Raw genomic sequence first — 14,203 nt, 5'->3', positions numbered from 1 at the left:
AAAGTTTCCCTTATGCAACATTTTAACCGTAACTAAACTTTTGTCAATTACTTTTCTGAAAATAAAAAAATCGGCGTGCGCCGATTTACACTTGTTACTTATATGGTCTTATCGTTAAGTTCTTTTGTACATACCATCGGTCTTTACTAACAATATTGGAAACAGTTAAAATTAACGATGGAATTTTTTCTACATTAAACACAATGATTCCAATTTGGTCATTGAATATGATAAATGACTCTCCGTGCGTAAAGGAAGGCAGTTCTTTTCCTAATTGAATGATCGAACTAACAATAATTTGTTTAATACTTAACTCCATTTGGATATGGGGAGAGAATCTTAATATCCAATCATCCTTATCTATCGAAAATCGGTACATTGTCTCACCCTCTTATAATAAATAACGTAATAATAATAAATATGATGAAATGATAAAAAGATGATTTATGGGATTAAATACAAGAATAAATTTCAAAACCAATTAGATATAAAGAATATTTAGTGATTTTAGAAAAATTTAAAATTTTCGATAGTTTTTGTGAAATTATCCCTAAATTCCTTGACTGAATCAGCACATTCGTGTATATTAAAATCATCATTTAACAGAATATATTTCCGTTATTTCTAAAAATATCTGCTTTGTATTTTGTTGGATGGTAATATTTATCTTGGACACTATCTGTGTCTTGAAAGGCTTAGGAGGAAATGTTAACATGCAAAACGGTAAAGTAAAATGGTTCAACAATGAAAAAGGTTTCGGTTTTATCGAAGTTGAAGGCGGAGACGATGTATTCGTTCACTTCACTGCTATCCAAGGCGACGGCTTCAAATCTTTAGAAGAAGGCCAAGAAGTTTCTTTTGAAATCGTTGAAGGAAACCGCGGACCTCAAGCTGCAAACGTTGTAAAACTATAATTTTATAAATAGTCAGGCTGGCAAAGCATTTTGCCAGCCTTTATTCATTATTTTGTGTTAACTTACTACCAATTAACTTGATTTTTTCTCCGACTGTGCAATCTGTTATGCAGAATTTGTGGGCATATGTGCGTCCCTTCTCATCTTTATGAAGCTTATGCAATAAGCACCCTTGACAATAGGTGTTCAACAATTCCTCTACCTCATCATACAGCTGCTTTCTATTCACCTCTATACCCACCTTTCGTCAATACCTAGAGGACTTGCATTTTACTATTAATAATTTTTCCTTCTAGAGCTTGAGTTGCAAGCTTATCCGCTTCTTTATTCTCTGTTCTCGGAATAGGTGTAAACCTTGCTTCAATAGAAAGCTTTTGAATTTTTTCTTCAATCCGATCGAGCCAGCGATTTAGATTCTCTTCATAACAAGGCCAATCACCTTTTAACTGCATTAAAACTCCTTGAGAGTCTCCTTTAAACTCACAAACCATATGATGAACGCCCATCTCTTCCAGAAGATTTAATGCAAAATATATCGCTGCATACTCCGCTTCATTATTATTATCAATTTCATCAAACTGTTCATTGGCACGTATACGATATCTTTTCTTCCCTTGCTTATAGTAAATAACAGCACCTAAACCAGCCTGGTATGCAGCTTTATTAAATCCCCCATCAAAATAAACGGTCAAATCTGATGGTTCCTCTTCAATCTCAGCAAGGAGCTTTCGCATTTCTTTTGTAGTCCATGTTGTTCCCATTTCATCATGGTAAATTAGTTCTTTTCCTTTCCCGCTCTTCTCAATATCTTCCCCGACTCCCAGAGCTATTTCTCCTTCTAACCAATCTGATTGAAAGGTAACACCATCATGCCCTTTTAATTTATATGTCCATTCCAATTTATATTTCATCTTTTTTCAGCCTTCCTTAACTTTCACTTTCTTGGTACACTAATTTTATCTTACCCTGATGTGTGATGGAATAAAAATCTCATTTCGTTTTGGAGGAAGGATATTGATTGAAGTATATATTGATGGAGCAAGTGCGGGCAATCCTGGCCCTAGCGGTGCCGGAATTTTTATTAAAGCAAATGGAAATGTGGAGAGATATTCAATTCCATTAGGTATGATGGAAAACCATGAGGCAGAATACCGCGCGCTTATAAAAGCTCTTGAGGTTTGTATTGAAAAAGACTACCGTGTTGTGTCATTCCGAACTGATTCTCAAGCAGTTAATCGTGCAATCGAAAAAGAATTTGCAAAAAATAAAGTATATGCACCATTATTAGAGCAAGCTTTACAACTAAGCAAGCAACTGGATTTATTTTTCATGAAGTGGGTGCCTAGCTCAGAAAACAAGACAGCAGATGAATTAGCAAGGGCGGCCATTCGTAAGAATAGTTAGAAAGAAAATTATAAAAAGGACGAATTAGAAATTTAGTTCGTCCTTATACAAATTATTTAAATGGCAATGATCTCTTTCTCTTTTACAAACTGCATTGCTTCTAGGCGGGTTTTTATCTTATTTGATACTAGCATTTCCAGCAAGGAGACATAAAAGCTGCCATCAAATGATTTCTGAGCTTTTAATGTTAATTCAATTGCCGTGTTTGTAAGTTCATCTGAAGCATTTGTATATTGTTTTCCGAAGTAAATAAATCCAACAGCATCCTCTTGAAATTGAAAGCCTTTACTTTGTAAAAATTTTATATAATCTTCCACTGTCTTCAAGAACATGTCATCCCTTTCCCCTTTGTCCCAAACTCCCTAAATTTTACCTTAATTTTCGACAATTATCTATCTTTTTTTTGAAAATAAATAGCCAATTGTACCTGTTAGAACTCCAAGCATTGCGCCCCCAATAACTTCTGCTGGCTGATGACCGAGCATTTCCCTTAGCTTCTTTGGCGCTTTCTCTTGTTCAAATTCAAGAGATTCCTCTTTATGAATTTTTTCAATCAATTCATTCATACTATTCACCTTTAATGTTAACTCTCCTGTTTGTCTCCTAATCCCTTGAGCATCATACATGACAATTAGCCCGTATATGAGAGAAAGCGCAAAATCAACCGTAGGTATTCCTCTTTTTAAAGCAATAAAAGTAGTTAAGGATGAAACCCCCGCTGAATGAGAACTAGGCATGCCGCCTGTTTGAAAAAATAGCTCTGGCCGAAACTCCTTTTTCCTAAAGTAATGAATTGGAATTTTTAATCCTTGTGCCAGGCCAATACTAAACAACGCAATATATACACCTTTATTCATTTCAACTCACCTCTAGTTCTAGTGTGAAGAAAGGTGAGTGTAATTATTCTTTTCGGAAATACTAGGTAAGAATCGAAGTAATGGAGGTGCAATTAAATTGACCAAAAGTCAACGAAACAGGGGAAAGGCTGCTTCAGGAGTCAATCCGCAAGGCTATGGCCAAGATGCTGATTTCACTGAGGAACCAAAAAGTAAGCTAGAAAACGCAGCAAAAAAGAAAAATACAAAATAAATGAATGGCTGTCCATTTTAGGACAGCCAAAGATCAAGCATACTCTTTTAAATCTAGTAAACGGTGCAAACCCCTAAATTCAACTTCATCAAATTTATTACTTACTTTATCACGATTAAAACGGAACATCGCATTGTCTAAACGGCATTCTACCGGGACATCGCATTTTATTTCAGCAAGCTCTCTGCTAAGATGAAGCATGTCAAGATCTTGCTCTATTTTTGTTCTTTGTGCCTTTGACAACTGATCAAGGTTAGCGAGTACTCCTTCAATATGGCCAAATTGCTGAAGAAGCTTCAAGGCTGTTTTTTCACCAATTCCTTTTACTCCAGGATAATTATCACTAGTGTCTCCCATGAAAGCTTTTAAATCAATCATTTGCCTTGGATGTATTCCTTTTTGTTCAAAGAAAGTATCCTTCGTATGGACTAAATAGTTCCCGTACCCTTTTTGCAGCAGGATAACTGAAATTTGTTCATCCAATAATTGAAGAATATCTTGATCACCTGTAAGAATATTGACAAATGCCTCTTCCTTTACATTACTGGCAATAGTCCCGATACAGTCATCCGCTTCAAAGCCCTGTAATCCAATATTCGGAACATCGAAGGCTTCTACTACTTCCTTTACGAGATCAAATTGAGGAATAAGTTCAACAGGCGCTTCCGGACGATTAGATTTATAGCCATCATACATCTCTGTTCTAAACGTTTTACTTCCCATATCCCAGCATACTGCCACATGCGAAGGGTTAAAATTGGAGACGGCGGTTAAAAAGTGCTTTACAAATCCATAGACTCCGTTAGTTGGAATTCCTTTTGAGTTGACCATGAATTGTCCATGAACCGCTGTAGCATAAAATGCTCTAAATAATAGGGCCATACCATCTACCAGCAGTAATGAAGGCTTATTATCATTTAACAATGTCTTCTCTCCTATTCATTATTCATGCTATCTATTATAACATGGGAAAAGCTTGATAGAGTCTGTTAACTTTTGCATGATGCAAGATTACGACAGAAAAAAAGAAATAGCTCTTCCAAAAAGAGAGCTATTTCTCAGTGAATTTATTCACCTGTTTCAATTTCATTGTCGTCATAAGAAATCCAATCACTAAAGCTCCCCGCATATAGCTTTACATTCGGATATCCAGCGGCTTTCAGTGCCATGAAATTAGGTGTGGCTGTTACGCCAGATCCGCAGTATACAATAATTTGCTTGTTCGGAGCAATATCGGAAAACCTCTCTGATTGCTCATGATTTGACTTGAAGGAACCATTTTCATAGCCTTCTAACCAAACTTTATTGATTGCTCCTGGAATATGGCCCGCTTTTTTATCAATTGGCTCCACTTCCCCTAAATAACGTTTTCTTTCTCGGGAATCAATAATAATGGTTTCTTGAGATTTATCTTCAACCGCCTTTTTCACCTCATCATAGGAGGCAAAAATATCATTATTTAATGTAATTTCAAATTCAGTTTTTGCATACTCAGGAACGGAATTGTCGATTGGATATCCAGCTTCAGACCACGCTTTGTAACCGCCATTTAAGACATATACATTTTCATGACCGGCATATTTCATTAGCCACCAAAGTCGTGCTTCATACGAACCCTCACCACCGTCATATGCAATAACAGTTGTTTCATTACTAATTCCAGCATTTTGCAGGGTTTGCTTAAATACGTCTATATCGGGTAGGGGATGCCTGCCCCCATGTGCTGAAACAGGGCCAGAAAGATCTTTGCCAAGATGAAAATAAACAGCTCCCGGTATATGATCCTTTGCATACAAATTCGAGCCTTCTTCTGATAAACCAAGATTAAAGCGGCAATCAGCAATTCTAATATTTTCAATGTCTAAACGGCTTTTCAGCCATTCCTTTTCAACAACAAAGCTCATTCCTCTAACTCCCCCATTCTTTTCTTCATCAGCTTTTTCACATGTTCTTTTGGTGTCCAGCACTGAAATTGGTAATTTGGTTTTGTTTCATAGCCTAGACGCTTGCAGTGATATTTGATTCCTCTTTCCATCTTTTCTGCCTGAAAATGAATGCAGGTTGCACACGCATGAAAGGATTTACTCTCCATTAGAACTCCTTAATTAGAGAAATTAGTGATTTCTTTTTCAGTTCTCTCAAGCTCCTCGATCGGGAAGTCATCTCTTAAAACTGCTAGAAGTCCATCATAGTATTCATTCGTTTGCTCCGTTAAGATCATAAGCAAATGTGAGTATTCTTCATTTAATACTGCATGATAATGACTTTTTAGTTTATTTCCTTCTGATTGCAAGTAGTTATCTGTAGGCATTTGGATTAAGCGCTCTAACTCATCACTAAGATATTTTCTTTCATTCTTTTCAAAAAATGATTTAGGATTCTTGAAATAAGCAAGAGCTTTTGAAAACTGTGCTCGATCTTCATTGATAAAGGCTGTTTCAAAATCTATTCCTGCCATATTTCTAGATTCATAGGAGCTGAAGCTCAATTCATTATTTATTTCCGCTGCCTTTTGAGAAAGCATTTCCTGAGCCTGATTACATAGCTTTCCTATATAAGTCTCTAATCTTAAGGTAGTCGCCCTTAATTCTTGTGCGAAGTCAAAGCCAAAGCTTTGCAGGAAATCTTCCAGTGCTGCTTGAAGGGCTTTCTTTAAATTACGTCCGTCATCTTTTAATACAGCTGGATTAAACGCTTCTTTAATAAAATCATTGTAGCGTAAAAATACTCTTTGCTTTATATAGAAAACAAGCTCATCTGCTTCTTGTTCTAACCTCTGTGAAAAAATGGCTAAATCCTGATTTTTAAATAGATCAAGAATCGTGTTTAGTTCTTGTTCTAGCTGAGTTCGTCTTTGAACCTTTATTTCCTTATTTTCATGTGATGACTTAATAAATGTCCGAAGCTGATCTAATACACGCTTCCATGCCATTTCAGCAGCTGTAATGGAGATTTCCATCAGTTCATTTGAAATAAATGAATAAAAACTTTCCTCAAATCGATCAATATTTGATTGTTTTGCTTTTTGATTTTCAAGCTTTTCAACTATTGCCTGCAGACTTGAAAGTCCGAAGAGATTTGGACGGCGAATTCCATATTGGACAAGCTGTTCACTAACATATTCTAATACTGAATCCTTTTCCTCTTCGCTATTCGCAAGATCAATCGCATTAACAACAAAGAACATTTTATCAAGCTCAAAGGAGTCCTTAACACGTCCTAATTGAATAAGGAATTCACGATCTGCTTTCGAGAAAGCATGGTTATAATACGTAACAAACAGAATAGCATCTGAGTTTTTAATATAATCAAAGGCTACCCCTGTGTGACGCGCATTAATGGAATCTGCTCCAGGTGTATCGACGAGTGTAATTCCCTTTTGTGTAAGCTCACAATCATAATATACTTCAATCATTTCAACAAAACAGGATTTCTCTTCAATAGCGACATAGTCTCTAAACTGTTCTAAATCGGTTTTAACAATAGTTCCAAGTATTTCTCGGAAAGAGTCAAACCCTTTTAGGAAAGCATTTAAGAATGCGAAATGTGTCTTTTCATTCGGATCAAACTCTGTTGTGCTTGAAATAACCTTTTTGATTTTAACAATTGCGTCATCGTAGTCAGCTGCTACTTGATTAAAGACTTTCAATGAACGGTTGACATCATCGAATAAAATATCAGAAGCTTTAACCTTTACTAGCACTGTTCCATGGCCATTTAGCTCATTTACAGGCATGATTTTGTTAATTGCTGCTGTCGTTGGATTTGGTGAAACCGGCAGAAGCTTATGGCCAATTAACGCATTTGCAAAGGAAGATTTTCCTGCACTAAATGCTCCAAATAGAGCTACTGTAAATTGCTTATCCTGAAGTCTTTCTGCTTTTTGCATCAGCTCTGATGCCATTTTCTTAAATCCAGGGACATTTTGAACAGATTTCGCAGTGAAAAGTAATTTTTCAACTAAAGTGTCCACTGTCTTTTCCTCTATTTTGTTTACAGCAAGTTCAACCACATTATTTTCCGCTTCATTAAATAATTTACCTTCTGCTTTTGTTTCTTTTACATCTTCTATTGAATCCTGGACAATCTCTACTTCCTCGGGCGGAACTGATAATAATATCTTTACCTTATCCTCATAAACTTGTTGCGGGAATTTACCTTCCAATAGCTCTCCCATTTTTATCTTTGATGAACGGAGGCTTTCTTTTAACGCTATTAGCATTTGGATTTCTTCGTAATATTGCTTATATTGCTGCCACTCACTTTCTATCTTGCTTTGATGTTTTTCGTTCTTTAGTGACAATGCTTTCATGAATAGCTCTTTAAATTCGAGTAAATGCTTCTTGGCTAATTTTTTAATAGCATCAGCAACATCATTTGTATATTGAAGTACATAGTCACCTGAAAGCATCGCGCCTTCCTTCACTATACTTGCTAGAAGTTCTTTCTGAAAAACGACATAAAAATTTTGTGACATTGCTAATAAATCAGTATCATGAAGCTCATTAGCTTTTAATTCTTTATTTAAAAGCTCTTTAATATGCCAGTCAATTTGTGCATTAACCTTTTCGGATAAATCCTTGTAAAAACTTTCTAACCGATTCATCCTTTCCTGCTCTGTTTTTTGGCGAGAGAAAAAGAGCCCTACCTTAAAATTCGGTTGACATGATTCAATATACCTTTCTGCAAGCTCACGCGTTTGGAAAGGCATTAAGTAGGCATTATCTAAAATTTCGTCAACTTTCTTATTAAAATCAATTTCTGCTTTTCTTAAATGTGATCGTATCTCTTCAAGCTTTTCTTCCAGCTCCTGAACTTTCTCATGTACGGATTCTCTTTCTTCTTCAGGAAGTTCTTCTAATTTTTTTTCATGCTTTTCAATTTCAGTCCAATTCTTTTCTTCTAAATAAATTGAATGTTCACTTGCAAGCTTTTTTAGTGAATGAAACACTGACATAGGCAGCAGTGTCTCACGATTTGCAATTTTATCATTGATAAATTCCTGCAAAGCTTGGAATTCATTCTCTTTATGAGTTTCATCTTTAAGTGTTGTGAAGAATATTCTTTCTGGTACTACACCCCAAGAAGCAAAGGAATCCTTGACGCTTTGTTTAAACTGCTCAAAGGTTAGCTCTTCTTCTCGATGTTTATCAATCATATTAATAATTAAATAAACCTGCTTACCTGCTTCTGCAAGCTCCTTTGTAAATAAGAAGTTTAATTCCGATTGAACATGATTATAATCCATTACATAAAACACGATGTCCGCTAAGTGTAAAGCTGACTCTGTAGCAATTCTGTGTGCGTCATCAGTTGAATCAATCCCAGGTGTATCCATTATGACCGCATTTCTCGGTAAGCTTGTATCAGAATAGCTTATTTCAATTGAATGAATTTGGTCACCATCCTTCGCATACGATTTCACCCTATTATAATCATATGGTGCCGGATACAGTCTTGGATTACCTTCTTTAAAGATCACCTTTGCATAATCCTCGCCGGATTTAATTTTTACTAAATTGGCGCTAGTTGGGATTGGACTTGAAGGCAGCAGATTTTCTCCAATAATTTTGTTTATCATACTGGATTTCCCAGCTGAAAAGTGTCCGCAAAATGCTATAGAATACTCTTGTTTATCAAGCTTTAAAGCAAGTTCTTTCGCTCTTTCCGCTGTTTGAGCATCCTGATTTTCATTAAAATATTCATATAAAGCAGTAATTCTTTTTGTTAAATCAACAGTATCTAGGTGAAGTACCGTTTGAGCCATGAATGCGTATCTCCTTGTTTAATCATTTTGTCTTCTATTCTAAATCATTTTTTTGATAATGCCTATAATTAGAATATGGAACTATATATTTTATGTATACTTTCCGAGAAAAAATAAAACCAGGTTTGCACCTGGTTATGTAGTTCATCCGTATTTATCTTGTATGTGGTTTCCCAACTTGATTTAAAACATGCTTCATAATAAATGCATAGGCTGTTACTGTACCCGCAATAAATACTGCAACCATTTGTAACAACACCTTTCTGTTAATGAGAATAATTTTCAAATTCAATTAGAATTTTATCATCAACGATAATCATTTTCAATAGCATATTGATAAAAGTCATACTTTTTTTAATATCTTTAAGAAGCTTAATGCTCGGGGAAAACTTGCCTCATAATCAGCTAATTCATTTAATGCTTGTTCTTCAGCAGGAATTCGAATCGCTAATATAATTAAATTTAAAATCGTAAAAATTGCTGCTGTTATATAAGCTTGAAACAATAGTGGAATAATAATAAACTCTGCAGCAACAATTATATAATTTGGGTGTTTCAAAAAACGGTAAGGACCCTTTTTAATAATTTCTGCGTCAGCCAAGACAATAATCTTCGTGTTCCAATATGGACCTAATGAGGTTAATGCCCATATCCTCCCTGCTTGTGTAATGACAAATAACAGCAATAAAATCGGCCATGCCCCAGACAACCCTTTATGAAAGAAAAAAACTTCTGCTATATACGAAACAAAAAATAAACTATGTACAGAGACGATGAATGAATAATGTGATTGTCCAAATTCCTGTGCTCCTTGTTTTTTCATCCAGCACTCATTTCTTTTAGCAATTACTAATTCAGCTAATCTTTGAATGATGATTAAGATAACAAATATCGAAAAAATCATTTCTCTAATTCTCCCATCTCAAAAGAAGCATTTCCGAAGAAAATCCCGGTCCTAATGCCGCAGCAAGACCGTATTCGCCTTTTTTTCCAATTTCCATAAATCTTCTTAACACGTATAAAATCGTAGCAGAAGACATATTTCCAAACTCCTTAAGAACATCAAGAGAAATATTTGTCATATCAGATGAAAACCCTAATGAATGTTGATACGCATCTATTACCTTTTTTCCCCCGGGATGGGCAATGAAATGACAAATAGAATCTATTTCCACATGAGATTCGTGCAAAAAATCAATAGCAATCGGCTTTAGCCATGTCGCTATAATAGAAGGTATATCCTTGGAAAATACAACAAATAAGCCCTCGTTTTTTACTTCCCATCCCATGACTTCGAGAGAATCATGCATAAGTGTAGATTGAGTGTGCTGAACTGCCGGCACTGCATCCAGCTTCTGAAAAGAGTGCCGATCAGCACGGTCCCCTGTAAGGAGTGCACAAGCAACACCATCAGCAAATAACGACGTTCCAATTAAATTGCTTTTTGAGCGGTCATTTTTTTGAAAGGTTAAACTGCATAATTCAATTGCGAGCACCAATACCTTTGCTTCTGGATATGCAAGGCAATATTCATATGCCCTCGAAAGCCCAGATGCTCCGCCTGCACAGCCTAATCCCCATATTGGAATTCTCTTTGTATGTTGATTAAAGGGTAGTTTATTCATAATTCTTGCCTCGACACTGGGGGTAGCAATACCCGTGCTGGAAATAAAAAAAATCGCATCAATTTCATCGTATAGGATATTTCTTGTTAGGAAGTTTTTACTCATTAAGCAATTATTAATTGCCTCAACCCCTAGATCTACTGCACAGTCAATATAAGTCTGGTTTCTTTCCTGAAATGATTTCTCTGTTTTGTACCATTCTAGATTTTTCACAAAATGTCGTTTTTCAATTTGTCCATTATGGAATGCTTTTAAAAGCCGTTCAATATCGTTAAATGACTCAGAAAATAGGTCTCGTGCAAAATCCATTACCTCGTTCTGTTTAAGAATATTTGGAGGTATAGCTTCTGCAACTGAAACAATAGCTGGCATTTTCCTCTCTCCTTCATAAGGCTTATCGTTAATTTTTCCCAAATCATACATAATATTCGCCAAAATCAGGTTCCTCGAAGAAAATTGTTATATTTAAGAAACTTGACTAAAATAAAAAAAGCTCCCTCTTATTGAGGAAGCTAACGTTTTGAAGGAGTTGCTGTGCACTATTATTATAAAATTTTTCGCTTAAGGAAACATCACCAAATCTTTTCCAAATAAGTAAAAGATGGTTTTTAAATGATAACTTCACAAACAAAATATAATAAAAACAATATTTTTAATATATTTTTAACATAATTTTTCGAATAAAATGTTAAAATAGGTCTATTCAATTCTTGGGGGAATGCAGTGTGTCGCTTACAAAAAATGTGACCGATATTTTGAATGGGACTATTGAGGCTGTTAAAGCTGTAGTTCCATTAGAGATTCAAGTAGAAAAACCAGCTCTCTTTACACAGCCGTTCACTCAGCATTCGATTGGAGTATTAATCGGGATGACTGGTGATGCAAGAGGCCGTATTATTATTGATGGTGATCCCGATGTCTTTGGAAAAATCGGGGAAGCAATGTTTGGAATGGCGCTTGAAGGTGAGATGCTGGAGTCCTTTGCTGGTGAGCTTGGAAATATGATTGCCGGCAATATTTCCACTTATATTTCTCAAAGAGGATTTGAGATGGATATTACCCCTCCAACAGTTCTTGTTGGTCAAACAAAGGTATATGGTTTCACGAAAGCATTCCGCTTGCCTGTAACGATTTCAGGTGTAGGAAACCTTATGATTGTATTGATGGTGGAAGTTGGCTAAACGGTACGATAAAACAGTACCGTTTTTATTATTAGTGGAGCCTATATTTAATCAGTTGCAGGCATATGGTTGTTATTATCCTGTTTTTGGACCTCAATTTTAATTTTCTTCTTCACTAAGGAGCCACAGCCTTTACATATTTCCTCTTGATTATATATAAGTCTGCAATAGTCACAATAATACTTTTCCATACCACTAGTTCACATCCTGTAAAAATGGTTAAATCATTATATTTTTCTATGAATGGATGTGTGATACTATTCAGCAAAAAAACAAAACCGCCAGCAGGCGGTTTTATCATTAAGATGCTTTAGACTCATTAATTTTAATTGGCTGCTTTTGTTTAAATTTTACTTCATTAAATAGAATATTTAATAGAATTGCTGTTAAGCTTCCAGCTACAATTCCATTCTCCGTTAAAATTCGAATGCTTCCAGGCAATTGTGCAAATAACCCCGGAACAACAGAAACACCTAAACCCATTCCAACCGAACAAGCAATGATTAATAAATTTTCCTGTGAAGCAAACTCAACCTTGCTTAGCATTTTAATTCCTGATGCCACTACCATTCCAAACATAGCTACCATTGCACCGCCTAATACAGATGGAGGAATGACAGTAGTTACAGCACCAATTTTCGGCACAAAACCGATAAGAATGAGCATAGCAGCTGCTGTGTATATAACATTATTTCCTCTAACCCCTGAGATTTGGATTAACCCTACGTTTTGTGAATAAGTAGTGTATGGAAATGAGTTAAGAATACCGCCTAGTATGCTCGCTAACCCTTCCGCTCTATAACCATTAACGAGATCCTTTTCTTCAATTTTCTTGCCGCAAATATCCGCAAGAGCAAAATATACACCAGATGATTCAACAAGGCTAACAAGTGCAACTAAAGTCATTGTAATAATCGGAGTCACTTCAAAGGTCGGCATACCGAAATAAAATGGTTTTGCCATATGAAACCAAGATGCTTCACCAACAGCTGAAAAATCAACTTTCCCCATAAAGTACCCTACAACCGTACCAGCAATTAAGCCAATTAAAATAGAAATGGAACGGACAAACCCTTTGGAGAAACGAAATAGTAGAATGATAAATAATAAAGTACCAAATGCTAATGAAATATTAGAAAGTGACCCAAAATCTGCGCTTCCTTGTCCGCCTGCCATATTATTCATTGCCACTGGAACAAGAGTTATTCCAATAATGGTTACAACAGAACCTGTTACAACAGGAGGGAAAAACTTAACAAGCTTTCCAAAATACTTCCCAATCAAAACAACTAGTAAACCTGAAACAATAATCGAGCCGTAAATTGACGAAATCCCGTACTGATTGCCGATAGCGATAATAGGGCCAACTGCTGTAAATGTACATCCTAATACAATAGGAAGGCCAATGCCAAAATACTTGTTTCTCCACACTTGTAATATAGTCGCAATACCACTTGTCATGATATCAATAGAAACTAAATACGTAAGCTGTTCTCCTGTTAAACCTAAAGCACCGCCAATGATTAATGGAACAATAACAGCACCAGCATACATAGCCAATACGTGCTGGATTCCTAATGAAGCTATCTTGTAGGGATGTTGTTTCATCTTCCTAACTCCTCCGCTTTATCTTGAGTAAAAGTAACTTCTCCATTTTCCAATGAATCTATGATGGCTAGCGATTCTACACGATAACCTTCCTTGCGAAGATTTTTGCCTCCATCTTGGAATCCTTTTTCAATAACGATGCCGATCCCGGCTATTTCTGCATTCGCTTGCTTTACAATATCAGCAAGTCCGATGGCAGCCTGGCCATTTGCAAGGAAATCGTCAATAACTAATACGCAATCTTCTTCATTCAAATACTTTTTTGAAATAGAAATTTCATTCGATTCTTGTTTAGTGAATGAATAAACAGTTGAAGTATAAAGCTCATTGATAAGAGTAAGTGACTTACGCTTTCTAGCAAATATAACAGGTACATTTAGCTCCAAGCCTGCCATTACTGATGGAGCAATGCCAGAAGATTCAATGGTTAATATTTTTGTTATGCCTGCCTCACGAAAACGGCTAGCAAATTCCTTACCTATTTCATACATAATCTGAGGATCTATTTGGTGATTTAGAAATGAATCTACTTTCAAAACTGTATCTGAAAGTACAATTCCATCCTCTTTAATTTTCTTCTGCAATAATTCCATTCGTTATCCTCCTCTAATGTCA

General features: G+C 35.8%; 17 protein-coding genes. 4 read left to right on the top strand and 13 right to left on the bottom strand.

The window, feature by feature from the left end:
- Window positions 1-94 precede the first annotated feature (94 nt).
- Complete coding sequence (locus tag H0173_RS12115) at window positions 95-379, bottom strand: hypothetical protein (RefSeq protein WP_221846776.1); 285 nt, start codon at window positions 377-379, stop codon at window positions 95-97.
- A gap of 334 nt (window positions 380-713) precedes the next feature.
- Here H0173_RS12115 and cspD point away from each other — a divergent pair, with 334 nt between their 5' ends.
- Window positions 714-914, top strand: coding sequence for a cold-shock protein CspD (gene cspD / locus H0173_RS12110; protein ID WP_009791749.1), 201 nt, complete (start codon window positions 714-716; stop codon window positions 912-914).
- Window positions 915-954: 40 nt separating this feature from the next.
- On the opposite strand, the gene H0173_RS12105 is transcribed toward cspD, so the two are convergent.
- Together H0173_RS12105 and H0173_RS12100 are read right to left on the bottom strand one after the other, a co-directional pair.
- A complete protein-coding gene (locus tag H0173_RS12105; RefSeq protein WP_221846775.1) occupies window positions 955-1,143 on the bottom strand; it encodes a zinc-finger domain-containing protein in 189 nt (62 codons plus the stop codon).
- Window positions 1,144-1,168: 25 nt separating this feature from the next.
- Window positions 1,169-1,825 carry a reverse transcriptase-like protein gene (locus H0173_RS12100; protein WP_221846774.1) on the bottom strand — a complete coding sequence of 219 codons (657 nt, stop codon included), beginning with the start codon at window positions 1,823-1,825 and terminating at the stop codon, window positions 1,169-1,171.
- Between the two features lie 103 nt (window positions 1,826-1,928).
- Between H0173_RS12100 and H0173_RS12095 the strand changes: the two genes are divergently transcribed.
- A complete protein-coding gene (locus H0173_RS12095) occupies window positions 1,929-2,318 on the top strand; it encodes a reverse transcriptase-like protein (RefSeq protein ID WP_221846773.1) in 390 nt (129 codons plus the stop codon).
- A 56-nt stretch (window positions 2,319-2,374) separates the two neighbouring features.
- Here H0173_RS12095 and H0173_RS12090 read toward each other — a convergent pair whose 3' ends face one another.
- Both H0173_RS12090 and H0173_RS12085 read right to left on the bottom strand, forming a co-directional pair.
- Window positions 2,375-2,644, bottom strand: coding sequence for a DUF6123 family protein (locus tag H0173_RS12090; protein ID WP_221846772.1), 270 nt, complete (start codon window positions 2,642-2,644; stop codon window positions 2,375-2,377).
- 66 nt (window positions 2,645-2,710) lie between these two features.
- The gene (locus H0173_RS12085; protein WP_221846771.1) at window positions 2,711-3,175 is read right to left on the bottom strand and encodes a divergent PAP2 family protein; all 465 of its coding nucleotides are present in this window, start codon (window positions 3,173-3,175) and stop codon (window positions 2,711-2,713) included.
- A gap of 97 nt (window positions 3,176-3,272) precedes the next feature.
- Here H0173_RS12085 and sspL point away from each other — a divergent pair, with 97 nt between their 5' ends.
- Entirely contained in the window at window positions 3,273-3,407 is a 135-nt protein-coding gene (sspL, locus tag H0173_RS12080; RefSeq protein ID WP_221846770.1) for a small, acid-soluble spore protein L, read from the top strand.
- Between the two features lie 33 nt (window positions 3,408-3,440).
- On the opposite strand, the gene H0173_RS12075 is transcribed toward sspL, so the two are convergent.
- From H0173_RS12075 to H0173_RS12050, 6 genes are all read right to left on the bottom strand, one after another.
- Complete coding sequence (locus H0173_RS12075) at window positions 3,441-4,331, bottom strand: 5'-3' exonuclease (protein ID WP_221846769.1); 891 nt, start codon at window positions 4,329-4,331, stop codon at window positions 3,441-3,443.
- 143 nt (window positions 4,332-4,474) lie between these two features.
- A complete protein-coding gene (locus H0173_RS12070) occupies window positions 4,475-5,311 on the bottom strand; it encodes a sulfurtransferase (RefSeq protein ID WP_221846768.1) in 837 nt (278 codons plus the stop codon).
- Window positions 5,308-5,499, bottom strand: coding sequence for a hypothetical protein (locus H0173_RS12065; RefSeq protein WP_221846767.1), 192 nt, complete (start codon window positions 5,497-5,499; stop codon window positions 5,308-5,310). The genes H0173_RS12070 and H0173_RS12065 overlap by 4 nt, the downstream gene beginning before the upstream one ends.
- A 9-nt stretch (window positions 5,500-5,508) precedes the next feature.
- Window positions 5,509-9,174, bottom strand: coding sequence for a dynamin family protein (locus tag H0173_RS12060; RefSeq protein ID WP_221846766.1), 3,666 nt, complete (start codon window positions 9,172-9,174; stop codon window positions 5,509-5,511).
- Between the two features lie 343 nt (window positions 9,175-9,517).
- On the bottom strand, window positions 9,518-10,078 hold the full coding sequence (locus H0173_RS12055; RefSeq protein ID WP_221846765.1) for an isoprenylcysteine carboxyl methyltransferase family protein: 561 nt from the start codon (window positions 10,076-10,078) through the stop codon (window positions 9,518-9,520).
- Between the two features lie 4 nt (window positions 10,079-10,082).
- Window positions 10,083-11,171: a type III polyketide synthase gene (locus H0173_RS12050; protein ID WP_221846764.1), complete on the bottom strand. Its 1,089-nt coding sequence runs from the start codon at window positions 11,169-11,171 to the stop codon at window positions 10,083-10,085.
- Window positions 11,172-11,524: 353 nt separating this feature from the next.
- Here H0173_RS12050 and H0173_RS12045 point away from each other — a divergent pair, with 353 nt between their 5' ends.
- Window positions 11,525-11,980, top strand: a complete 456-nt coding sequence (locus H0173_RS12045) for a chemotaxis protein CheX (protein ID WP_221846763.1) — start codon at window positions 11,525-11,527, stop codon at window positions 11,978-11,980.
- Window positions 11,981-12,280: 300 nt separating this feature from the next.
- Here H0173_RS12045 and H0173_RS12040 read toward each other — a convergent pair whose 3' ends face one another.
- Together H0173_RS12040 and H0173_RS12035 are read right to left on the bottom strand one after the other, a co-directional pair.
- Window positions 12,281-13,588: a nucleobase:cation symporter-2 family protein gene (locus H0173_RS12040; RefSeq protein WP_221846762.1), complete on the bottom strand. Its 1,308-nt coding sequence runs from the start codon at window positions 13,586-13,588 to the stop codon at window positions 12,281-12,283.
- Window positions 13,585-14,181 (bottom strand): xanthine phosphoribosyltransferase, encoded by a 597-nt coding sequence (locus tag H0173_RS12035; protein ID WP_221846761.1) that lies wholly within the window; start codon window positions 14,179-14,181, stop codon window positions 13,585-13,587. The genes H0173_RS12040 and H0173_RS12035 overlap by 4 nt, the downstream gene beginning before the upstream one ends.
- Between the last annotated feature and the right edge of the window lie 22 nt (window positions 14,182-14,203).

The organism is Bacillus sp. S/N-304-OC-R1 (assembly GCF_019749375.1).
Taxonomy (GTDB): domain Bacteria; phylum Bacillota; class Bacilli; order Bacillales; family Cytobacillaceae; genus Cytobacillus.
This window is presented reverse-complemented; position numbering and strand designations above follow the sequence as displayed.

Excerpts from the sequence above, each read along its gene's own strand:
- H0173_RS12115 (WP_221846776.1), bottom strand. The coding sequence starts at position 379 with ATGTACCGATTTTCGATAGATAAGGATGATTGGATATTAAGATTCTCT.
- H0173_RS12060 (WP_221846766.1), bottom strand. The coding sequence starts at position 9,174 with ATGGCTCAAACGGTACTTCACCTAGATACTGTTGATTTAACAAAAAGA.
- H0173_RS12100 (WP_221846774.1), bottom strand. The coding sequence starts at position 1,825 with ATGAAATATAAATTGGAATGGACATATAAATTAAAAGGGCATGATGGT.
- H0173_RS12040 (WP_221846762.1), bottom strand. The coding sequence starts at position 13,588 with ATGAAACAACATCCCTACAAGATAGCTTCATTAGGAATCCAGCACGTA.
- H0173_RS12065 (WP_221846767.1), bottom strand. The coding sequence starts at position 5,499 with ATGGAGAGTAAATCCTTTCATGCGTGTGCAACCTGCATTCATTTTCAG.
- H0173_RS12055 (WP_221846765.1), bottom strand. The coding sequence starts at position 10,078 with ATGATTTTTTCGATATTTGTTATCTTAATCATCATTCAAAGATTAGCT.
- H0173_RS12070 (WP_221846768.1), bottom strand. The coding sequence starts at position 5,311 with ATGAGCTTTGTTGTTGAAAAGGAATGGCTGAAAAGCCGTTTAGACATT.
- H0173_RS12050 (WP_221846764.1), bottom strand. The coding sequence starts at position 11,171 with ATGCCAGCTATTGTTTCAGTTGCAGAAGCTATACCTCCAAATATTCTT.
- cspD (WP_009791749.1), top strand. The coding sequence starts at position 714 with ATGCAAAACGGTAAAGTAAAATGGTTCAACAATGAAAAAGGTTTCGGT.
- H0173_RS12085 (WP_221846771.1), bottom strand. The coding sequence starts at position 3,175 with ATGAATAAAGGTGTATATATTGCGTTGTTTAGTATTGGCCTGGCACAA.
- H0173_RS12035 (WP_221846761.1), bottom strand. The coding sequence starts at position 14,181 with ATGGAATTATTGCAGAAGAAAATTAAAGAGGATGGAATTGTACTTTCA.